Consider the following 19,083-nt stretch of genomic DNA (forward strand, 5'->3'; position numbering starts at 1 on the left):
GGTCACAGGACCCTGCTGAGGAAGTCCTTGGTCCGTTCGTTCCTGGGCCTGTCCAGGACCTCTGCGGGCGGGCCCTGTTCGACGATCCGGCCGCCGTCGATGAAGACGACCCGGTCGGCGATCTCCCGGGCGAAGCCGATCTCGTGGGTGACGATCACCAGCGTGGTGCCGCTCCTCGCCAGATCCTTGATGACCTCCAGGACCTCGCCGACGAGTTCGGGGTCGAGGGCGGACGTCGGCTCGTCGAAGAGGATGACGCCGGGGCGCAGGGCGAGGGCGCGGGCGATGGCGACACGCTGCTGCTGTCCGCCCGACAACTGCCGTGGGTAGGCGGCCGCCTTGTCGGCCAGGCCGACCCGGTCCAGGAGTTCGCGGGCGAGTGCGTCGGCCTGGGTCCTGCCGAGCTTCCCGGTGGCCACCGGCGCCGCCGCCACGTTCTCCAGCACGGTCAGGTGCGGGAAGAGGTTGAAGTTCTGGAAGACGAAGCCGATCCGGGAGCGCTGGTCGAGGATCGCCCGCTCGCTCAGTTCCTTCAGCCGGTCGCCGTGCCTGCGTACGCCGATCAGTTCGCCGTTGACGCTGACATGGCCGATCTCGGGCTTCTCCAGATGGTTGATGACCCTGAGCAGCGTGGACTTGCCGGAGCCGGACGGGCCGAGGATCACGGTGACCTCGCCGGGCCGTACGGTCAGGTCGACACCGTTCAGCACGCGGTGGGCGCCGTACCACTTGTGCACGTCGTGCACCTCGACGGTGGCGGCCTCGTGGGCGGGCGTTCCCGGCGTCGTGTCGAGCGTCCCGGCGGTCATACGGCGGCCTCCTTGCGGACGCGGGCCCGGAGGTCGGTGATCCCGGCCCGCAGTTTCTGGAGCGGCGTCGGCGGCAGGGTGCGGGTGGCGCCCCGGGCGTAGTACCGCTCGACGTAGAACTGGACGACGGAGACGACGCTGGTGAGGATCAGGTACCAGACGGTGGAGACCATCAGCAGCGGCACGATGTCGCCGGGGTAGGTGGAGCCCATGGCCTGGGCGGTGCCGAAGAGGTCGAGCAGGGAGACGTAGAAGACCAGTGAGGTGCTCTTGATCAGGCCGATCAGCTGGTTGACGTAGTTCGGGGTGATCGAGCGCAGCGCCTGCGGGAAGACGATCCTGCGGAACTGGTAGCGCTTGGGCAGCCCGAGCGCGGACGCCGCCTCGTGCTGGCCCTGGTCGACGGAGAGGATGCCGCCGCGGACGACCTCGGCGGCGTAGGCGGCCTCGTTGAGGCTGAGGCCGATCACGGCGACAGCCATGTCGGTGGCGAGGCGCGACTCGTCGAAGGTGAAGAACGCCGGACCGAAGGGGACGCCCAGGCTGAGCGTCTGGTAGAGGGCGCTGAAGTTGTAGAGGAACAGCAGGACCACGATCAGCGGGATCGAGCGCAGGGCCCAGATGTAGACCCAGCTCACCGAGCGCAGGACCGGGCTGTCGGAGAGTCGGGCCAGGGCCAGGAGGATGCCGCCGAGGAGGCCCAACACCGCGCTGTAGGCGGTGACTTCGAGGGTGATGAGGAGTCCGTCGAGGATGGTCGGCCGCAGGAACCAGTAGGCGAAGCGGTCCCACTGGTAGAAGGGGTTGGAGATCAGTCCGTGGACGAACTGGGCCGCGAGGACCAGCACGACCGCGGTGGCGATCCAGCGGCCGGGTCGGCGCAGCGGCAGCACCCGCTGGGCGGCGAGCCGCGTCGACGGGGTGTCGTCGGCGGGCGGCGGTGCCTCGGTCAGGGACACGGCGGCGCCTGGGGGTTCACTCATCAAGGGCTCCGGAGGAGTGTCGAAACCCCAGGCGACGCAGGCGACTTGACTTCGGCCGTACGGCGAGCGGGCGACGCTCGCCGTGGAAAGTACGGCGAGGGCGACACGCGTCGGACGGGGGCCGGCGGGCGACATCGTCGTCCGCGGGCACCGAAGGCACACGGATGCGCACGGCACCGGGGCTGGCGGAGAGAGGGCGGACCGCTGGTGCGGTGCCTCAGGGGTTCGGGGAACCGTCAGCCTCGACGGGAGCGCGGCGCCGGGCGGGACCCGGCCGCGCGCTAACGTGCGCTACACAGTGCGCTATTGACCCGGAGCAGATCGACGGCGCGGTCGGCGCAGAGCGGCACGCAACCGTGGCGGCGCCATGCGGCGGGCCTCGGGGTCGCGTCCATGTCCGTCACCATCGTCTTCCGGCCCTGGGGGCCTCGTGCTCATCGGGTGGCCGTAAGTAACTCAGGCCCGGCGGGGCGCTGTCAACGTCAGTCCAGCACATGGGACGCCTGTCCGTCTGCCGATACGCCCTGGTCCGGGACGTGGGAGGCCCAGTCCAGGATCTGTACGGCGGCGCCGGCCGCCTCCAGGCCCCGGCAGTGCGCGTGGTGCCGGCGGGCGATGCCGTCGAGGTCGAGATGGGGGCCGAAGGCGGGATGGGCGGTCAGGCGGCGGGCGTACGCCCACAGATGCGGGTGGTCGGCGACGCGGTGCACGGCGGAGGCGTCCAGGTGCCAGCGGTGCACGGTGTCGAGCCGAACCAGGGACACCCACAACTCGACGTCCGCGACAGAGAGTTGGTTCCCGAGAACGTACTTCTGTCCGGCGAGCCGGGCGTCCAGGGAGTGGAGGGTGCGCAACAGGGAGCCGAGTGCGTCGCGGCGTTCCAGGTCGTCGGCGTCGGCCCGTCCGGCGCGCTGGGCCGCGCCGTCCATGCCCTGTTCGCAGAGGCGCGCGACGCCCTCGATCTCGGCCTCCGCACCCTCCGGGTACAGCTCGGGTCGGTCGGCGCCGAAGCGGCGGGCGAGGTCGCGCATGATGTCGGGAGCGTGGGTGCTGACGATGCGTCCGGACCAGTCGTCGCTGAGCACCGGTGCCACGGCCGCGCCGGGGTAGCGGTGGGCGCTCGCCTCGTACAGCGGGCGCAGCGCGGAGTGTTCGCCGTTCGGGCCGTCGGGGACGGCGGGCAGGAGGGTCACGGGACAGGCGTCCGTCAGCCCGAGGAGGCTGTGGACGACGGCGATGCGCAGGGCGCCCGGACAGGAGAGCGACAGATGGAGCCGGTAGCGGCGCGGCACGGCGTAGTGGCCGCTGCGCGCGTCGCAGCCGATCCGGCCCCGGAACGAGGGCAGGGGCCGCGGCGACGGGACGGCGTTCAGGGCGTGGACGGGCATGGCGGACATGTGTCTCCCCGGGGGCTCTGAGGTGTGGTGGCGCGGCGGCGCGACGACGCGAGGGAACGGTGGTGACGCGAGTACACGGGCGCGCGAGCGTGCGGCGTGCCACGCCGGCGGCTCGGATCGGCCCGGTCGGCTCGGTCAGCTCGAAGGGCTTCCGGCGCTGCAGACGCGCAGCAGATCGATGTGCAGGCGGGAGGTCAGCAGAAGGGACTGCCGGCGCGTGCGCGGCACACCAGTGACCACCGGCTCCATGCGCCCCATCATTCCCTACCTGTTCACTAGGAAATACCCCACCAGGAGTGTCGAGCCGCCCACGCCCCGCGTCAAGAGGGTGTCCGGGAATTGGTCGCGTCGTCCGAGGGGTGGACATCCTGTGCTTTCCTCGGGTCCTCGCGGCGGGCGTGCGGGGCGTGCAGATCGAGCTCGTAGGCGACCCGGATCAGCGGGACATGGGTGAACGCCTGCGGGAAGTTGCCCAGTTGGCGGCGGGCGCGGGGGTCGTACTCCTCGGCGAGCAGTCCGACGTCGTTGCGCAGCGCCAGCAGCCGTTCGTACAGGGCGCGCGCCTCGTCCTCCCGGCCGATCGCCAGCAGGGCGTCCGCGAGCCAGAAGGAGCAGGCGAGGAAGGCCCCCTCGCCGCCGGTGAGTCCGTCCGGGGAGTCGGCGGTGCCCGCCGAGTAGCGGGCCACCAGCCCGTCGGTGAGGAGTTCGCGCTGCACGGCCTCGATGGTGCCGATGATCCGCGGGTCGTCCGGCGGCAGGAAACCGGTCTGCGGGATCTGCAGCAGCGCGGCGTCCAGCTCGCGGGAGCCGTACGACTGGGTGAAGGTGTTGCGTTCCGGGTCGTAGGCCCGCTCGCAGACCTCGCGGTGGATACGGTCACGGACCGCGCGCCATCGCTCCACCGGGCCGGGACGGGAGTGCGCCTCCGCCAGCCGGACCGCCCGGTCGAAGGCGACCCAGCACATCACCTTGGAGTGCGTGTAGTGACGGGGGGCGCCGCGCATCTCCCACAACCCCTGGTCGGGCTCGGACCAGGCCCGCTCCAGGTGTTCCAGGAACACGGCCTGGAGCGAGACCAGATGCTTGCGGGGCCGCAGTCCGCAGCCGATCGCCAGATGGATGGCGTCCATCACCTCCCCGGGCACGTCGAGTTGCCGCTGCCCGGCGGCCGCGTTGCCGATCCGCACCGGGCGCGACGCCTCGTAGCCCGGCAGCCAGTCGGCCTCCCACTCGGTCAGCCGCCGCTCCCCCGCGATGCCGTACATGATCTGGACGTCCTCGGGCCGTCCCGCCACCGCCCGCTCCAGCCAGCCCCGCCAGGCGTCCGCCTCGGCCTTGAAACCGCTGCGCAGCAGGGCCTCCAGCGTCATGCCCGCGTCCCGCAGCCAGCAGAAGCGGTAGTCCCAGTTCCGGACGCCACCGATCTCCTCCGGCAGGGAGGTGGTCGGAGCGGCGACGATGCCGCCGGTCGGCTGGTACGTCAGCGCCTTGAGCGTGATCAGGGAACGGGCGACGGCGTCACGGTAGGGCCCGTCGTAGGTGAGTCTGCGCAGCCAGCGGCGCCAGTACGACTCGGTGCTGCGCAGTGCCTCGAAGGCGTCCACCTGGTGCGGTGCGGACAGATGGGAGGGGTGCCAGGTGAGTACGAAGGGGATCTGCTCGCCCGCCCGGACCGGGAACACGGCGGTGTGGGCCGTGCCGTGGGCGACCGGCCGCACGGGGGTGCGCAGCCACACCGACTCGGGCCCGGCGGTGCCCGTCAGCGCGCCGCCGCGCCGGCGCATCCAGGGCAGGACGCGGCCGTAGTCGAAGCGGAGCCGCAGGTCCATCCGCATGTCGACGGTGCCGGAGAGGCCCTCGACGATGCGTACGACGCTGGGGGCGCCGGTCTTGCGGCACGGCATGAAGTCGGTGACCAGGACCTGTCCGGCGGTCGTCTCCCACTCCGTCTCCAGGATCGCCGTGTCGTCCCGGTAGCGGCGGCGGGCGTACGGGCCGTGCTCGTCGGCGGGAGCGATGCGCCAGCGGCCGTTGTCCTCGTCGCCGAGCAGGGCGGCGAAGCAGGCGGGCGAGTCGAAGCGGGGGAGGCAGAGCCAGTCGATGCTGCCGTCCTTGCCCACGAGGGCGGCGGTGAGCAGGTCGCCGATGAGGGCGTAGTCCTCGATGCGGCTGGGCTGTCCTGGCATGGGGTCAGTGTCGGGGGACCGGGGGTGGACGGCATGCGGGGTGGGGCGTTCGAGTTCCCGCCGGGCGGACCCGTGCGCGGGAGGAATGGCGGGGGGCCACCCTGGTACTCGGCCGGGCGGGTGATGGCGGTCGTGCGGGTTACACAGGCCCTGCGGGTACGCGGGTTCTGCGGGTGAGGGGGCTTAGGGGTGGAGGGCGGGGCACGACCGAAGGTTCTTCACCTTGCGGACGGTCGCGGGCAACGCCACGGCAAGGACCGCTCCCTCGCACGGCACGAAGCTGGTGACGTCCCTGTTCCGAGTACCGCGCACCACGTACGGAGTCACAACGGCTCGACCACGACACCGGTGAACGCCCACGGAAAGGACGCGGCCCTTGAACGCCTCCACGAACGCCTCAGAGATCTCCTCGACCGAGCGGATCCGCACCCTCGCGGACATCCTCTCCGGCAGGATCACGGCACGGGAGGCCGCGCACCGCCACGACCTCCCGGTGCGGGTCGTCCGGCAGTGGTTGCGCGAGATCCCGGTGGCCGCGCCGACGAACCCGGCGGACCAAGTCGACCTGGCTTCCGGCGAAGGGACGGGGCCGGCACGAAACGACCAGGCTTCCGGTGAGGAGACGGTACCGGCGCGGACGGACCGGCAGCCGTTGCCTCGATGCCGGGTGGTCGTCGACGAGATGGTGCAGGGGCTCGGGCTCTGATCGCCTTCTCAGCCGCTACGCTCCCCGCCATGAGACTGCGGAACACCCGCCCCCTGGACATCAGTTCGGCTCATGTCATCGTCACCGGCGGGTCGAGCGGCATCGGTCTCGCCACGGCCCGGCTGCTGGCGGCGCGCGGCGCGAGGGTCTCGCTCATCGCACGGGGCGCCGAGCGCCTGGAGGCGGCGGCGGAGGAGATATCGACCGCCGGCACACCGGACCCGGCCCGCACCCGGGCCTCGGTCGCCGCGCGGGCCGCCGACGTCGCCGACCGGACCGCTCTCACCCGCGCCATCGCCGAGCTGGAGGCCGAACAGGCGCAGCCCTGCGACATCCTGATCACGTCGGCCGGGCTCGCCCGCCCCGGCCACTTCCTCGAACTGTCCGACGAAATCTTCCGGCAGATGATCGAAGTCGACTACTTCGGCACGCTCCACGCCGTACGCGCCGTCGCCCCCGGCATGGTGGAGCGCGGACGCGGCAGTGTGGTCGCCGTGTCGTCCGCCGCCGGACTGCTCGGCATCTTCGGCTACAGCGCCTACGGGCCGGCCAAGTTCGCCGTACGCGGCCTGATGGAGTCGGTGCGGGCCGAGCTGACCCCGCGTGGGGTGCATGTCGGCGTCGTGTTCCCGCCGGATGTGGACACCCCGCAGCTCGCCGAGGAGAACCGGTGGAAGCCGGAGGAGACCCGGGTCGTCGGCGGCACGATCCGACCACTCACGGCAGAGAAGGTCGCCGCGGCGATCGTGAGGGGCATCGACCGACAGCGTTTCACCATCTGCCCGGACACGGGCACCCGCGCGCTGGCCCGCTTCGGCAGCGTGCTCACCCCGCTGCTCAACCGTGAGTTCGACCGACGGGTGCGGGCGGTCCAGCGGTCGACGCCGAGCGCCTGAATTCACCGGTGGTTCAGACCGCCGCCGCGACCCGGAAGCCGATGTTCCCGGTCGCGCTGTCGGGGGTGTTGGAGGAGCGGGCGGCGACCCGGTAGCGGTTGCAGTAGGAGGCGTGGCACAGGTGGGAGCCGCCGCGCATCACCCGGGCCGGGCCGTCGGGCGGCCCCGTCGGGTCCGTGCGCGGCCCGGTGCGGTGGAAGTCGGCGCTGAACCGGTCGGCACACCACTCCCACACATTGCCGATGGTGTTGTAGAGGCCGAATCCGTTGGGCGCGAACGCGTCGACGGGAGCCGTCGAACGATGGCCGTCGGCCGCGGTGTTGTCGGTCGGAAAGGTGCCGCGCCAGATGTTGCAGGTGTGCCGACCCTCGGGGGCGAGGTCGTCACCCCACGGGTAGCGCCGCTGCTCCAGACCGCCGCGGGCCGCGTACTCCCACTCGGCCTCGGTGGGCAGCCGGGTGCCCGACCAGGCGCAGTAGGCCTGCGCGTCGTTCCACGAGACGTGAACTACCGGGTGGTCGGGGATCGCCTCGGCCGAGGAGCCGGGCCCCGCGGGCCGCCGCCAGTCGGCACCCCGGACGCCGCGCCACCACGGGGTGCCGGGGACGCTCGGGGAGACGGCGCGCAGTTCATCGGTGAGGAAGCCCTCGAAGACGAACGAGAAGTCGAAACGCTCGGACTCGGTCACATGCCCGGTCGCCTCCACGAAGGCCGCGAACCGCTCGTTGGTGACGGTCGTGGCGGCGATACGGAACGGGCTCACCTGGACCTCCCGGACCGGGCCCTCTCCGTCCGCCGGGTAACCGACCTCGTCCTCGGACCCCATCAGGAAGGTCCCGCCGGGCAACGCCAGCAACCGTTCGCGGCTCGCTCCCGCCGACCGCCGGGTTCCGGCCGGCGGTACGGCGAGCGGCACGGCCACCGGCTCCCGGCCGGGGGCGCAGCAGGGCTTGTCATGGGACATCGCACTGTCCTCGGGGACGAAGGGGAGGGTTCTCGACCGGTGGGGCGTGGAGTCGTGCGGCGTGGAGTCGTGCGGCGCGGTGGGACGTGATGCCGTCCCCTGCTGATCCTGAAGAGTAGTAGCCCGTAGCAGCAGCTGAGGATCGGCGCTGAGAATGAGAGTTGACAAGGCCTCTGACCTGCGCACTATCAGTTCGAAGGCGTCGTAGCGGTTCTTGTCGACGACCACCTCGCCCGCGACCGGAGCGAGCCGGTGGCGAGCTCGGTGAGCTGGGTGAGCTGGGTGAGCTCCATGTTGTCGATAAGCCGGAGACCGAGGGCGACCAGGCCCACCGTATGCACCGGCCAGGCCAGGTCCGGGTCCCAGCCGGACGGCTGCATGTCCTGCACGCCGCCGTTGCCCAGCACGGTGACGTCGCGCTCGCGCAGGAACGGCAGGCTGTCCATCACGTCGCGGGAGTGGTTGTCGGCCGAGCTCGTGAGCGTCAGCGGGCTTCGCTGAACCGGGACGCACGCATGAGATCGAGTTGGTCGGCGCCGCGGGTTCCCGGGGCCGCTGTGTAAGTGACGATGCGCAGGTCGGCTCCCGGCAAGGTCAGCACGTCGCAGTCCAGGGTGACGTCGCCAAGCTCGGGATGGCTGATCGTCTTCAGGTCACCCGTCAGCTGCTCCATGCCCGCCACGGCCCACAGCTCACCGAAGAGCGGCGAGGCCTTGCGCAACCCGTCCACGAGCGCGGCCAGCTCCGGGTCGGCCGGATAGCGGGCGACCGCTTCGCGCAGGTCCGCGACGATCGCCGTCTCGAACGCGTACTCTCCGGCCGCCGATGAGACGGGGTACAGGTGCCAGCGCCCCTCTCCCATGCCGAAGAGAGCGCGGGCGAGGTTGCGTTCGGCGGGCGCCAGGCCGGACGGGTCGCCGTGCAGAGCCGTCCACATGGCGTTCCACCACAGCAGGCTCCAGTCGGCGGCGAACACGCCGATCGGGAGGTCACCGAGGCGGGCGACCAGGCGGCGGACGCTCGGCGGCACGTGCGTGCCGACGGTACGGTCACGTGGGGCGAGCAGGCCGGCAGCGCGGAAGCACTGGTCGCGTTCGGCCGGGGTGAGCCGCAGCGCGCGGGCGATGGCCGAGACCACCTGCGCGGAGGGATGGGTGGCCCGGCCCTGCTCCAGGCGCAGCACGTACTCGACGGAGAGGCCGGCGAGTTCGGCGAGTTCCTCGCGGCGCAGGCCAGGGGCGCGGCGGCGGGCCGACCGGGCGTAGCCGGCATCGGCCGGGTCCAGGCGGTCGCGCCAGCCGCGCAGTAAGGCGCCGAAGCTCATATCGCTCACTACGCCATGATGCCACCGGGCGTTTCCTGCACCACGGTCACCATCCTGGTGAGTGCAGCGCGCATGTAGCGGGCCCAGAGCGGCTTGAACGGCCCAGCGACGATCCAGCGGCGGCCTGGCAGCGGCCGGAAGTCGTACGTCCACCGGATCGACGTGCCGGTCCCCTCGGGCAGGAACGACCACTCGCCGCGCACCCCGGAGACCAGCTTGGCCAACACGTTGGTGAAGCCACTCAGTTCATAGGCGAACCCGTGCCCCTCCGCGATCTCGGTAAGCCGCTCGTCGGCCTTGGAGCCGTCGGTGAACCAGGTCTGGCGCGACGTCCCCGGCCGGTTCCAGGTGCCGGTCTGGTCACGCACTTCCGCGACGCCGGGGAACGGTCCCCACGGCTTGAACACCTGGGCGAGGTCGATCGGCACGATGACCTGGTAGGTGTGCGCGGGGCTGGACGTTGTACGGGCGAAGACGGTGATCGGGACACTCGTTTTTGTCATGCCACGAGCATCGCGGCCAGCGCCGGCCGGAGGCAGACACCTGTCAGTACATACCCTCGCGGTCTCCTCGTGTTCGCCGTGTCAACGGCGCAGTGTCCGTGGTGTCGTCGCCGGAGCGCGGGACCGCGAGCGTGCCGAGGGCGAGCGGACCAGCACGGACAACTGGCGCAACGTTTCGCCGACGTGGCCACATCCCACATGGCCCTCGCCCGTTCCTTCGTCCCCCGCTTGTCCGACTGGTCCGCAGGCATCGTCAGCAGGGGGTCGACGACCTCATCCTCGGGCCGGAGCAGCAGCAGCAGCTAGCCCGCGGCGTGTAAGGAGTATTCCGCCCCACAGCGCCATGTGACATAGTACTGGCGTGACCGAGCGACTGACCTGCGACGTCGTGGTTGTCGGAGCGGGAATGCTGGGCGCGGCCTGCGCCCTGTACGCGGCCCGGGCGGGTCTGGACGTCGCCGTGGTGGACCGTGGCCCGGTGGCCGGCGGCACCACCGGGGCCGGGGAGGGCAACATCCTGGTCTCCGACAAGGAGCCCGGCCCCGAGCTCGAACTCGCCCTGCTGTCCGTCCGCTTGTGGGCGGAGCTGGCCGCCGAGCCGGGCCTGGGAACGGCGTTCGAGTACGAGCCCAAGGGTGGGGTCGTCGTGGCGTCCGCGCCGGAAGGTCTCGCCGCGCTGGAGCGGTTCGCCGCCGGGCAACGTGCCGCCGGCGTCGAGGCGATCACCGTCCCGGCCGGTCAACTCACCGCTCTGGAACCGCACTTGGCGCCCGGCCTCGCGGGCGGCATCCACTACCCCCAGGACGCCCAGGTCATGCCCACCCTGGCCGCCGCCCACCTCGTACGGGCCTCCGGGGCCCGGCTGTTCACCGGCCGGACCGTGACGGAGGTGCTGCGCACCCGGGCCGGTGCCGTACGTGGCGTACGGACCGACCGGGGCGACGTCCACGCCCCGGCGGTGGTGAACGCCGCCGGGACCTGGGGCGGTCACCTGGCCGCGCTCGCGGGAGTCGGCCTCCCGGTCCTCCCCCGGCGCGGCTTCGTGCTCGTCACGGAGCCGCTGCCGCCGATGGTGCGACACAAGGTGTACGCCGCCGACTACGTGGCCGACGTGGCCAGCGACTCGGCGGCGCTCCAGACCTCCCCCGTGGTCGAGGGCACGGCCGCAGGACCTGTGCTGATCGGCGCGAGCCGCGAACGGGTCGGCTTCGACCGGTCGTTCTCGCTTCCCGTCGTCCGGGCGCTGGCGGCGGGCGCGACCCGGTTGTTCCCGTTCCTCGAGGAGGTGCGCGCGATGCGGACGTACGTCGGCTTCCGGCCGTACATGCCGGACCATCTGCCCGCGATCGGGCCGGACCCTCGGGTGCCGGGCCTGTTCCACGCCTGCGGGCACGAGGGCGCCGGGATCGGGCTCGCCACCGGTACCGGACAGCTGATCGCCCAGGCGCTCGCCGGCGGGACGCCCGCTCTGGATCTCGCGCCGTTCCGCCCGGACCGGTTCGCGGAGTGCGAAGGGGACGCGGCATGAACCCGCTGGAGCTGGCGCGGGCGGAGCCGGGGCCCGCCTTCACCGTCACTCTCGACGGGCGTGAGCTGGAGGCGCTGCCGGGCCAGACGGTCGCGGCCACGCTCTGGGCCGCCGGGGTGACGTCCTGGCGCACCACCCGCGGTGCGGGGCGACCACGCGGGATCTTCTGCGGCATCGGTGTCTGCTTCGACTGCCTGGTCACCGTCAACGACCGCCCCAATCAACGGGCTTGTCTGGTTCCGGTCCGACCGGGCGACGCGATCCGCACCCAGGAGGGCACGGGCCATGAGAACTGAACCCGGGCCGCCCCGTCTGACGATCGTCGGCGCGGGCCCCGCGGGGCTCGCCGCCGCCCTGGCGGCGGCCCGACGAGGCGTACGGGTCACCGTGGTCGATGCCGCGCGGGCAGCGGGCGGCCAGTTCTACCGGCAGCCCTCGGCCGGGCTCGGCGCGCGGCGTCCGCAGGCCCTGCACCATCAGTGGCGCACCTGGCGGCGGCTGCGCGACGGCCTCGCACACGAGGTCGCCGCCGGACGCGTCACCCACCTCCCCGACCACCATGTGTGGTGCGTGGAGCGGCACTTGGACGGCCCCGCGCACTTCATCGTGCACGCGCTGCTCGGGCCCGACCGGGAGAAGCCCGTCGAGGTGCGCGCGGACGCCGTCCTGCTCGCGACCGGCGGCTACGAGAAGGTGCTGCCCTTCCCCGGCTGGACCCTGCCGGGCGTGGTCACCGCCGGGGGCGCGCAAGCCATGCTGAAGGGCACGCTCGCGGTGTCGGGCCGTACGGCGGTCGTCGCCGGGACCGGCCCGCTGCTGCTGCCGGTGGCGACCGGGCTCGCGGCGGCGGGCGTCAAGGTCGCCGCGCTGGTGGAGTCCGCGCACCCCGGGGCCCTGGTGCGGCGGGCCGGGGCATTGACCCGCCGGGCGGACAAGCTCGCCGAAGGGGCCTGGTACGGGGCGGAGTTGCTGCGCCACCGGGTGCGGCCCCTCGTACGCCACACCGTCGTCGAGGCGCACGGCGAGGATCGGTTGGAGGCCGTGACCGTCGCCGCGCTCGACGCGGAGGGCCGGGTCCGGGCCGGGACCGGGCGGCGTATCCCCTGCGACACGCTCGCCGTCGGGCAGGGCCTGCTGCCGCACACCGATCTCGCCGAGGCGCTCGGCTGCCGGATCGAGTCCACCGGGGCGCGCGTGTGGGTGGACGAGGAGCAGCGCACCGATGTACCGGGCGTCTGGGCGGCGGGCGAGACCACCGGGGTCGGCGGCGCGGCCCTCTCCCTGGCCGAGGGCCACATCGCCGGCCGGTCCGTCGCCGCCCGTCTGCGCGGCCGGGTGCCGGACCCGGGCGAATGGGCGGGGGCGGCCAAGTCCCGTGCGGAACTACGGCAGTTCTTCGGTGTCCTCGACGCCGTGTACGTCCCACCGGCGCACTGGACCGAGCAGGTCACGGACGACACGGTCGTCTGCCGGTGCGAGGAGGTCACCGCCGGAGCCGTCCGTGAGGCCGTCGGGGAGCTGGGCGCCGGAAACCTCCGGACCGTGAAGCTGCTCACCCGTGCCGGGATGGGCTGGTGCCAGGGCCGGATGTGCGGGCCGGCGGTCGCGGGGATCGCCGGATGCGACCAGGCCGTGGCGCGGCGGCCGTTCGCCCAGCCGGTCCCCCTCGGCGTGCTGGCGCGGGCGGGCGGGACCGGAGAGGACTCCGACACCGACGCCCCACCCTGAGCCTCGGCGCCACAGCACAGCACTCCAAACACCCCCAGTGATATGTCACACCTCATGGAGAGGGCGTCCCACACATGGCCACCACCGAGAACCGTCCCTGGCGCGGCGTCCTCGTCGCCACCGCGCTCCCCCTGCGCGATGATCTCTCCGTCGACCACGACGCGTACGCCGAGCACTGCGCCTGGCTCGTCGAGAACGGCTGTGACGGTGTCGTACCGAACGGCTCGCTCGGCGAGTACCAGGTGCTGACACCCGAGGAGCGCGCCGCGGTCGTCGAGACCGCCGTCGCCGCGATCGGTGGCGCGCGGGTGATGCCGGGGGTCGCGGCCTACGGTTCGGCCGAGTCCCGGCGCTGGGCCGAGCAGGCGCGGGACGCGGGCTGTGCGGCGGTGATGCTGCTGCCGCCGAACGCGTACCGCGCCGACGAGCGGTCCGTGCTCGCGCACTACGCCGAGGTGGCGAAGGCGGGCGTGCCGGTCGTCGCGTACAACAACCCGATCGACACCAAGGTCGACCTCGTCCCCGAACTGCTCGCCAAGCTGCACGGCGAGGGACACATCCGGGCCGTGAAGGAGTTCTCCGGTGATGTCCGCCGGGCCTACCAGCTCGCCGAACTCGCCCCGGAACTGGACCTGTTGATCGGCGCTGACGACGTCCTGCTGGAACTGGCGCTGGCGGGCGCCAAGGGCTGGGTGGCGGGCTATCCGAACGCGCTGCCCGCCGCGACGGTGGAGCTCTACCACGCGGCGGTGGACGGCGACCTCACCACCGCCAAGAACCTCTACGCGCAACTGCACCCGCTGCTGCGCTGGGACTCCAAGGTGGAGTTCGTGCAGGCGATCAAGTTGTCGATGGACATCGTGGGTCGGCACGGAGGACGCTGCCGTCCGCCGCGTGTGGACCTGCTGCCGGAGCAGGAGGCCGTGATCCGCGCGGCCACCGAGAAGGCCGTCGCGGCGGGGCTCGCGTAACCCACAGCAGAGAGGTAGGGCCGGTCATGCGCAGCAAGCTCGTCCTGCACGCCGTCGACTCGCACACCGAGGGCATGCCCACCCGGGTGATCACCGGCGGGATCGGCACGATCCCCGGCGCGACCATGAACGAACGCCGGCTGTGGTTCCGTGAACACCGCGACGACATCAAGCAGTTGCTGATGAACGAGCCGCGCGGGCACGCGGCGATGAGCGGCGCGATCCTCCAGCCGCCGAGCCGCCCCGACTGCGACTGGGGCGTGGTCTACATCGAGGTCTCCGGCTATCTGCCCATGTGCGGCCACGGCACGATCGGGGTGGCGACCGTCCTCGTGGAGACCGGCATGGTCGAGGTGGTCGAACCGGTCACCACCATCCGCCTCGACACCCCGGCGGGCCTCGTCGTGGCCGAGGTGGCGGTGGAGGACGGCGCGGCGAAGGCGGTCACCCTGCGGAACGTGCCGTCGTTCTCCGTCGGCCTCGACCGCAAGGCCACGCTCGCCGACGGCCGGACCGTGACCTACGACCTCGCCTACGGCGGCAACTTCTACGCGATCCTGCCGCTGGAGCAGTTCGGACTGCCCTTCGACCGTGACCGCAAGGACGACATTCTGCGGGCGGGCCTCGACCTGATGGAGGCCATCAACGCCGAGGGGGGACCCGTGCATCCGGAGGACCCGTCGATCCACGGCGTCCACCACGTCCACCTCTACGCCCCCGGCGCCACCGCCCGGCACTCGCGGCACGCGATGGCCATCCACCCCGGCTGGTTCGACCGCTCCCCCTGCGGCACGGGCACCAGCGCGCGCATGGCCCAGCTCCACGCGCGCGGTGAACTCCCGCTGCACACCAAGTTCGTGAACGAGTCCTTCATCGGCACCCACTTCACCGGCAGACTGCTCGGCGAGACCGAGGTGGCCGGTGTCCCGGCCGTGCTCCCCAGCTTCACCGGCCGCGCCTGGATCACCGGCACCGCCCAGTACCTGCTCGACCCGTCCGACCCGTTCCCTTCCGGGTTCGTCCTCTAGGAGTGGCCCGATGGCCCTGTCAGCCCCTGCCGCCGGCCCCGCCCTGCCCGTGCTCGGCGGCAAGAAGAGCAGCTACCGCGAGCGGGTCGCCGACGCGTTGCGGGCCGCGCTGATCGCCGGTGAGCTGCGGCCGGGCGAGGTGTACTCCGCGCCCGCGCTCGCCGGCCGCTTCGGTGTCTCGGCGACGCCGGTGCGCGAGGCCATGCTGGATCTGGCCAAGGAGGGACTGGTCGACACCGTGCCCAACAAGGGGTTCCGGGTCACCGCCGTCACCGAGCGGCAGCTCGACGAGTACACCCATGTCCGCTCGCTCATCGAGATCCCGACCACGGTCGGCCTGGCCCGGTCCGCCGACCCGGTCTCCCTGGAGGCGCTGCGGCCCGCCGCCCGGGAGATCGTCGCCGCCGCGGCCGCCGGTGACCTCATCGCGTACGTCGAGGCCGACACCCGCTTCCATCTCGGTCTGCTCGCCCTCGCGGGCAATACGCACCTCGTGGAGGTCGTCGGTGACCTGCGCAAACGCGCCCGTCTCTACGGTCTGACCGCGCTCGTCGAGTCGGGCCGGCTGCTGGCCTCGGCACAGGAGCACCTGGAACTCCTGGACGCGCTGCTCGCTCGCGACGAGGAGGCCGTACGCGCGGTGATGACCCGCCACCTCGGTCATGTGCGCGGAATGTGGGCCGCGCACGACTGATCGTCCACGCCGCGCATGCGGACGGAGCGACGGGGGCATCTCTGACAGGTGTGATCGGAGCGACGCGCGCTCCGCCTGACGTTGAAAGTATGATCGGCCAATGTCTGACATGACCGAAACCACGCCCGGCTGGCTGCCGTCCGACGAGCTCGAGTCGGCGCGCGCCCGGATGCCGATCCTGTACGTCGAGGCGGTGCCCGTGCGCGTCGACGACAGCGGCGAAGTCACCAGCATCGGGCTGCTGCTGCGCATCGGCCCGGACGGGACGGTCAGCCGCAATCTGGTCTCCGGCCGCGTGATGCACCACGAGCGGGTGCGCGACGCGCTTCTGCGGCACCTGGAGAAGGACCTCGGGCCGGTGGCGCTGCCCCGCGTCCCGTCCGCGCTCCAGCCGTTCACCGTCGCGGAGTACTTCCCGACCCAGGGCATCACCCCGTTCCACGACCCGCGTCAGCACGCGGTGTCCCTCGCCTACATCGTCCCCGTGGCCGGCGACTGCCGTCCCCGCCAGGACGCGCTCGACCTGGTGTGGTTCAGCCCCCAGGAGGCGGCGTCGGCCTCCGTGCAGAGCGAGATGCCGGGCGGCCAGGGAGTCCTGCTGAAGCAGGCCCTGGCGCATGTGGGCTGTCTGTCCTAGCGCGGCGGAACGGAGCCGGCCGGGCTCAGGCTTTCCGGGCGAGGTACCTGTCGTGCGCGTTCCCGCTGAGCCTCGCCGCCGCGGGGGCCGCCAGCTCGGTCGCCGTGGCGCGGGCCACGGCCGCGCGGCCCGCTTCCCCGAGGGCGTCGGCGAGGCGGGCCTGCCCGAGCCAGTTGTAGGGGCTGTGGGGGCTCAGACCGGCGCGTTCGCCGAGCAGGCGACGGGCCAGGTCGTCCCGGCGTGCGCGGAGGGCCGCCTCCAGCAGGGTCCGCTGGACCGCGTCCCGCTGGGCGTGGCTGCCACCGAAGGTGTGCAGCCGGCGGCGGATCGGCCACAGCAGGTCCACCACCGTCGCGTAGTCCGCACGGGCGAACGCCACCAGCGCCTCGCACACGGGCAGCCCGATCTCGGCGGTCATCACGCGGTTGGTGTGGGGCCGCCCGCCTGCCCGGGCCGCCCGCAGCCAGCGCCGCCGGTCGGCGACGAACTCGTCCGCCGTCTCCAGCCGCCCCGCTCCCGCGAAGGCCATGACGGCGTGCACGTCGTTGAAGGCGTAGAACGGCGGGTCCGCGCGTGCGGCCCACGCGTCGGCCAGGGCCCGCCAACGGGCCTCCTGTTCCGAGCCGTCCAGGAGGAACCGCCACAACAGTGAGGCGGCGTCGAGGAGTTCCATGACGAACCCGGACGACTCCTCGTGGTGCAGTACGGCGTCGTAGATCCGCAGGGCCGTGGCGGTGTCGCCCGCCTCCAGCGCGTAGAGGGCGTAGTGCCACCAGCTGTGCACGGTCAGCAGGCTGCCGCTCGCCCAGTCGTCGAGGCGCGCGTCGAGGAAGTCGAGCCCCTCGGCGAACCGGCCCTGCATCTCGTGCACATGGACGACGGCGTGGATGGCCCAGATGTCACCGGGGTTCCGCTCGACGGCGGCGCGGGCCACCTCCTGGGCCCGGTCGTAGTGACCCGACTCCTCCAGGCCGAACGCGTACATGCCCAGCAGCGGCCCCCGGTGGGGATCGTCCGCGTCCCACGCCGGCAGGGCTCCGCCGATGCGGTCCCGCAGCCGTGTGGCGTCCCCGGTGAAGAAGTCGAGCTGATGGCCCACCGCCAGGGCGAGCGGATCACGAGGGCACTCCACGACCAGATCCTCCAAAATCCGGCCGGCCCGCCCCAGATCGCCGCCGAGCCAGGCCTCCGCCGCCGCCAGGTGCATGCGCTCCCGCCGGGGCAGCGCCGCGTGGTCCAGCCCTGCGCTGAAGGCCAGGAATCCACGGCCCGCCTCCTCGGCGTCCCGCGACTCGGTACCCAGCACCCCCAGATACGCCGCGAACGCCTGGGCCAGCGGCGACCGCGGACACGCGGCCACGGCGTCCGCGACGGCGGTCGGGAACTCCGGCCGGAAGAACAACAGCCCCTCCACGGCCCGGTCCAGGTGCGCCGCTCCCTCGGCGGTGCACTCGTACAGGCCGTTGCCGTACCGGTCGGTCACCATGGCAGCTCATCTCCGGCGCGTGTCGGGTGTCGTCGGTCGGCCCCCGGGCGTCGGCCATGACGCCGCGGACCGGCCCGAGTCCCATCCAACCGACCGCCGCACCGCCGAGTCCACCGATCACCCCCGACGCGCCCCTCCGCTCACCACCGCGCGCAGCAGCCACGTCCTGCGCGCCGACGCCTCCCTCGCCGATCGGGGTCCGGTACGTTTCCAGCAGTGCGCCGACCTCGACGACGGGGCCACGGACCGGTGACCTGGCCCCCTGCTCTGTTCTGCTCCGCTCCGGAAGGACAGCCATGCATCCGAGACACTCGACTCCGTCCGACGCCTCCGGCTCCTCCAACTCCTCAAGCTTTTCAAGCTCCTCCGACTCCCCTGACTCCATCGGCGCATTACGCAGGCGCACCCTGCTGGGGGCCCTCGGCGCCGTCGCCGTGACCGGAGCCCTCTCCCACCCGGCCACGGCCGCCGGCTCCGCGACCACCGGCTCCGCCCGGTCTGCCACGTCCGCGTCCGCCGCCTACGTCCTGCGGTCCCGGCAGGCCTGGGGTGCGGACGAGAGCCTGCGCTTCGGTCCGGACGGCAGGGAGACCTGGCCTGCCGACTACCACCCGGTGCAGACCCTGTCCGTGCACCACACCGGCAGCGCGAACGGCGAGGCGGACCCCGCGGCCCGGGTCCGCACGATCTACCGCGACCAGACGGTCGGCCAGGGCTGGGGCGACATCGGCTACCACTATCTGATCGACGCGGCCGGACTGGTCTACGAGGGACGCTGGTCCGGCAGCGACGGGGACCCCGCACACGACGCGGCGGGACGGCTGGTCACCGCCGCTCACATCGTCACGTACAACACGGGGAACGTCGGGATCGCCCTGTTGGGTACGTTCACCACCAGCGCGCCCACGTCCGCCGCGCGCGGCGCGCTCGTCCAACTGCTGGCGGAACTCGCCACACGGCACGCCATCGACCCCCTTCAGGAGAACGTGGCCTACGTCAACCCGGTCAACGGCGCCGTCTGGAACGGCCCCGCCATCTCCGGCCACCGCGACTGGGCGGCCACCGCCTGTCCCGGCGGCGTACTGCACTCCCAACTACCGGCGATCCGCGCGGACGTGGCGGCCCTGACGGGGTGACGCGGCCGGCCTGCTCGCACGACCGCGTCGGCTCGACCGGGGACACGGCGGCCGCGCCCCGCACGCCACCGGTACGCCGTCGGTACGCCACCGGCGCAACGGCCCCG

Annotated in this window: 20 protein-coding genes; 11 read left to right on the top strand and 9 right to left on the bottom strand. The window is 72.5% G+C overall.

Annotated features, from left to right (window positions below; genetic code table 11):
- Positions 1-2: 2 nt before the first annotated feature.
- The 4 genes from PUR53_RS24425 to PUR53_RS24440 form a co-directional block, all read right to left on the bottom strand.
- Entirely contained in the window at positions 3-809 is an 807-nt protein-coding gene (locus PUR53_RS24425; RefSeq protein WP_329902259.1) for an amino acid ABC transporter ATP-binding protein, read from the bottom strand.
- Positions 806-1,792 carry an amino acid ABC transporter permease gene (locus PUR53_RS24430; RefSeq protein ID WP_329902260.1) on the bottom strand — a complete coding sequence of 329 codons (987 nt, stop codon included), beginning with the start codon at positions 1,790-1,792 and terminating at the stop codon, positions 806-808. The genes PUR53_RS24425 and PUR53_RS24430 overlap by 4 nt, the downstream gene beginning before the upstream one ends.
- Positions 1,793-2,274: 482 nt before the next feature.
- Entirely contained in the window at positions 2,275-3,189 is a 915-nt protein-coding gene (locus PUR53_RS24435; protein ID WP_329909646.1) for a glutathione S-transferase C-terminal domain-containing protein, read from the bottom strand.
- Between the two features lie 320 nt (positions 3,190-3,509).
- Entirely contained in the window at positions 3,510-5,375 is a 1,866-nt protein-coding gene (locus tag PUR53_RS24440) for a glycoside hydrolase family 15 protein (protein ID WP_329909647.1), read from the bottom strand.
- 376 nt (positions 5,376-5,751) lie between these two features.
- Here PUR53_RS24440 and PUR53_RS24445 point away from each other — a divergent pair, with 376 nt between their 5' ends.
- Positions 5,752-6,081 carry a hypothetical protein gene (locus PUR53_RS24445; RefSeq protein ID WP_329902263.1) on the top strand — a complete coding sequence of 110 codons (330 nt, stop codon included), beginning with the start codon at positions 5,752-5,754 and terminating at the stop codon, positions 6,079-6,081.
- 29 nt (positions 6,082-6,110) lie between these two features.
- Entirely contained in the window at positions 6,111-6,977 is an 867-nt protein-coding gene (locus tag PUR53_RS24450) for an SDR family oxidoreductase (RefSeq protein WP_329909648.1), read from the top strand.
- A gap of 13 nt (positions 6,978-6,990) precedes the next feature.
- Here PUR53_RS24450 and PUR53_RS24455 read toward each other — a convergent pair whose 3' ends face one another.
- The 4 genes from PUR53_RS24455 to PUR53_RS24470 form a co-directional block, all read right to left on the bottom strand.
- Positions 6,991-7,941 carry a formylglycine-generating enzyme family protein gene (locus PUR53_RS24455; protein WP_329909649.1) on the bottom strand — a complete coding sequence of 317 codons (951 nt, stop codon included), beginning with the start codon at positions 7,939-7,941 and terminating at the stop codon, positions 6,991-6,993.
- A gap of 188 nt (positions 7,942-8,129) precedes the next feature.
- Positions 8,130-8,390: a hypothetical protein gene (locus PUR53_RS24460; protein ID WP_329909650.1), complete on the bottom strand. Its 261-nt coding sequence runs from the start codon at positions 8,388-8,390 to the stop codon at positions 8,130-8,132.
- A 35-nt stretch (positions 8,391-8,425) separates the two neighbouring features.
- Entirely contained in the window at positions 8,426-9,265 is an 840-nt protein-coding gene (locus PUR53_RS24465; protein ID WP_329909716.1) for a helix-turn-helix domain-containing protein, read from the bottom strand.
- An 8-nt stretch (positions 9,266-9,273) separates the two neighbouring features.
- Positions 9,274-9,768: an SRPBCC family protein gene (locus PUR53_RS24470; RefSeq protein WP_329902267.1), complete on the bottom strand. Its 495-nt coding sequence runs from the start codon at positions 9,766-9,768 to the stop codon at positions 9,274-9,276.
- A 361-nt stretch (positions 9,769-10,129) separates the two neighbouring features.
- Between PUR53_RS24470 and PUR53_RS24475 the strand changes: the two genes are divergently transcribed.
- The 7 genes from PUR53_RS24475 (at position 10,130) to PUR53_RS24505 (ending at position 16,354) form a co-directional block, all read left to right on the top strand.
- On the top strand, positions 10,130-11,296 hold the full coding sequence (locus PUR53_RS24475) for an NAD(P)/FAD-dependent oxidoreductase (RefSeq protein ID WP_329909651.1): 1,167 nt from the start codon (positions 10,130-10,132) through the stop codon (positions 11,294-11,296).
- Positions 11,293-11,592: a (2Fe-2S)-binding protein gene (locus PUR53_RS24480; protein WP_329909652.1), complete on the top strand. Its 300-nt coding sequence runs from the start codon at positions 11,293-11,295 to the stop codon at positions 11,590-11,592. The genes PUR53_RS24475 and PUR53_RS24480 overlap by 4 nt, the downstream gene beginning before the upstream one ends.
- On the top strand, positions 11,582-13,024 hold the full coding sequence (locus PUR53_RS24485; protein ID WP_329909653.1) for an FAD/NAD(P)-dependent oxidoreductase: 1,443 nt from the start codon (positions 11,582-11,584) through the stop codon (positions 13,022-13,024). The genes PUR53_RS24480 and PUR53_RS24485 overlap by 11 nt, the downstream gene beginning before the upstream one ends.
- 74 nt (positions 13,025-13,098) lie before the next feature.
- Positions 13,099-13,995 (top strand): dihydrodipicolinate synthase family protein, encoded by an 897-nt coding sequence (locus PUR53_RS24490; RefSeq protein WP_329902270.1) that lies wholly within the window; start codon positions 13,099-13,101, stop codon positions 13,993-13,995.
- Between the two features lie 26 nt (positions 13,996-14,021).
- Positions 14,022-15,023, top strand: coding sequence for a proline racemase family protein (locus PUR53_RS24495; RefSeq protein ID WP_329909654.1), 1,002 nt, complete (start codon positions 14,022-14,024; stop codon positions 15,021-15,023).
- Positions 15,024-15,033: 10 nt separating this feature from the next.
- A complete protein-coding gene (locus tag PUR53_RS24500) occupies positions 15,034-15,717 on the top strand; it encodes a GntR family transcriptional regulator (protein ID WP_329902272.1) in 684 nt (227 codons plus the stop codon).
- 109 nt (positions 15,718-15,826) lie between these two features.
- The gene (locus PUR53_RS24505; protein ID WP_239760663.1) at positions 15,827-16,354 is read left to right on the top strand and encodes an NUDIX hydrolase family protein; all 528 of its coding nucleotides are present in this window, start codon (positions 15,827-15,829) and stop codon (positions 16,352-16,354) included.
- 25 nt (positions 16,355-16,379) lie between these two features.
- Here the strand turns inward: PUR53_RS24505 and PUR53_RS24510 are convergent, their stop codons facing one another.
- Positions 16,380-17,840, bottom strand: a complete 1,461-nt coding sequence (locus PUR53_RS24510) for a tetratricopeptide repeat protein (RefSeq protein WP_329902273.1) — start codon at positions 17,838-17,840, stop codon at positions 16,380-16,382.
- On the opposite strand from PUR53_RS24510, the gene PUR53_RS24515 reads away from it, so the two are divergent.
- A complete protein-coding gene (locus tag PUR53_RS24515) occupies positions 17,839-18,093 on the top strand; it encodes a hypothetical protein (protein WP_329909655.1) in 255 nt (84 codons plus the stop codon). The genes PUR53_RS24510 and PUR53_RS24515 overlap by 2 nt on opposite strands.
- A 43-nt stretch (positions 18,094-18,136) precedes the next feature.
- The gene (locus tag PUR53_RS24520; protein WP_329909656.1) at positions 18,137-18,976 is read left to right on the top strand and encodes a peptidoglycan recognition protein family protein; all 840 of its coding nucleotides are present in this window, start codon (positions 18,137-18,139) and stop codon (positions 18,974-18,976) included.
- Positions 18,977-19,083: the final 107 nt, after the last annotated feature.

The organism is Streptomyces sp. SP18BB07 (assembly GCF_036322545.1).
Taxonomy (GTDB): Bacteria; Actinomycetota; Actinomycetes; order Streptomycetales; family Streptomycetaceae; genus Streptomyces; species Streptomyces deccanensis.

Coding starts and splice junctions, on each gene's coding strand:
- PUR53_RS24440 (WP_329909647.1), bottom strand. CDS start 5,375: ATGCCAGGACAGCCCAGCCGCATCGAGGACTACGCCCTCATCGGCGAC.
- PUR53_RS24500 (WP_329902272.1), top strand. CDS start 15,034: ATGGCCCTGTCAGCCCCTGCCGCCGGCCCCGCCCTGCCCGTGCTCGGC.
- PUR53_RS24485 (WP_329909653.1), top strand. CDS start 11,582: ATGAGAACTGAACCCGGGCCGCCCCGTCTGACGATCGTCGGCGCGGGC.
- PUR53_RS24430 (WP_329902260.1), bottom strand. CDS start 1,792: ATGAGTGAACCCCCAGGCGCCGCCGTGTCCCTGACCGAGGCACCGCCG.
- PUR53_RS24470 (WP_329902267.1), bottom strand. CDS start 9,768: ATGACAAAAACGAGTGTCCCGATCACCGTCTTCGCCCGTACAACGTCC.
- PUR53_RS24505 (WP_239760663.1), top strand. CDS start 15,827: ATGACCGAAACCACGCCCGGCTGGCTGCCGTCCGACGAGCTCGAGTCG.
- PUR53_RS24495 (WP_329909654.1), top strand. CDS start 14,022: ATGCGCAGCAAGCTCGTCCTGCACGCCGTCGACTCGCACACCGAGGGC.
- PUR53_RS24520 (WP_329909656.1), top strand. CDS start 18,137: ATGCATCCGAGACACTCGACTCCGTCCGACGCCTCCGGCTCCTCCAAC.
- PUR53_RS24490 (WP_329902270.1), top strand. CDS start 13,099: ATGGCCACCACCGAGAACCGTCCCTGGCGCGGCGTCCTCGTCGCCACC.
- PUR53_RS24450 (WP_329909648.1), top strand. CDS start 6,111: ATGAGACTGCGGAACACCCGCCCCCTGGACATCAGTTCGGCTCATGTC.
- PUR53_RS24455 (WP_329909649.1), bottom strand. CDS start 7,941: ATGTCCCATGACAAGCCCTGCTGCGCCCCCGGCCGGGAGCCGGTGGCC.
- PUR53_RS24510 (WP_329902273.1), bottom strand. CDS start 17,840: ATGGTGACCGACCGGTACGGCAACGGCCTGTACGAGTGCACCGCCGAG.
- PUR53_RS24480 (WP_329909652.1), top strand. CDS start 11,293: ATGAACCCGCTGGAGCTGGCGCGGGCGGAGCCGGGGCCCGCCTTCACC.
- PUR53_RS24465 (WP_329909716.1), bottom strand. CDS start 9,265: ATGAGCTTCGGCGCCTTACTGCGCGGCTGGCGCGACCGCCTGGACCCG.
- PUR53_RS24425 (WP_329902259.1), bottom strand. CDS start 809: ATGACCGCCGGGACGCTCGACACGACGCCGGGAACGCCCGCCCACGAG.
- PUR53_RS24435 (WP_329909646.1), bottom strand. CDS start 3,189: ATGTCCGCCATGCCCGTCCACGCCCTGAACGCCGTCCCGTCGCCGCGG.
- PUR53_RS24515 (WP_329909655.1), top strand. CDS start 17,839: ATGGCAGCTCATCTCCGGCGCGTGTCGGGTGTCGTCGGTCGGCCCCCG.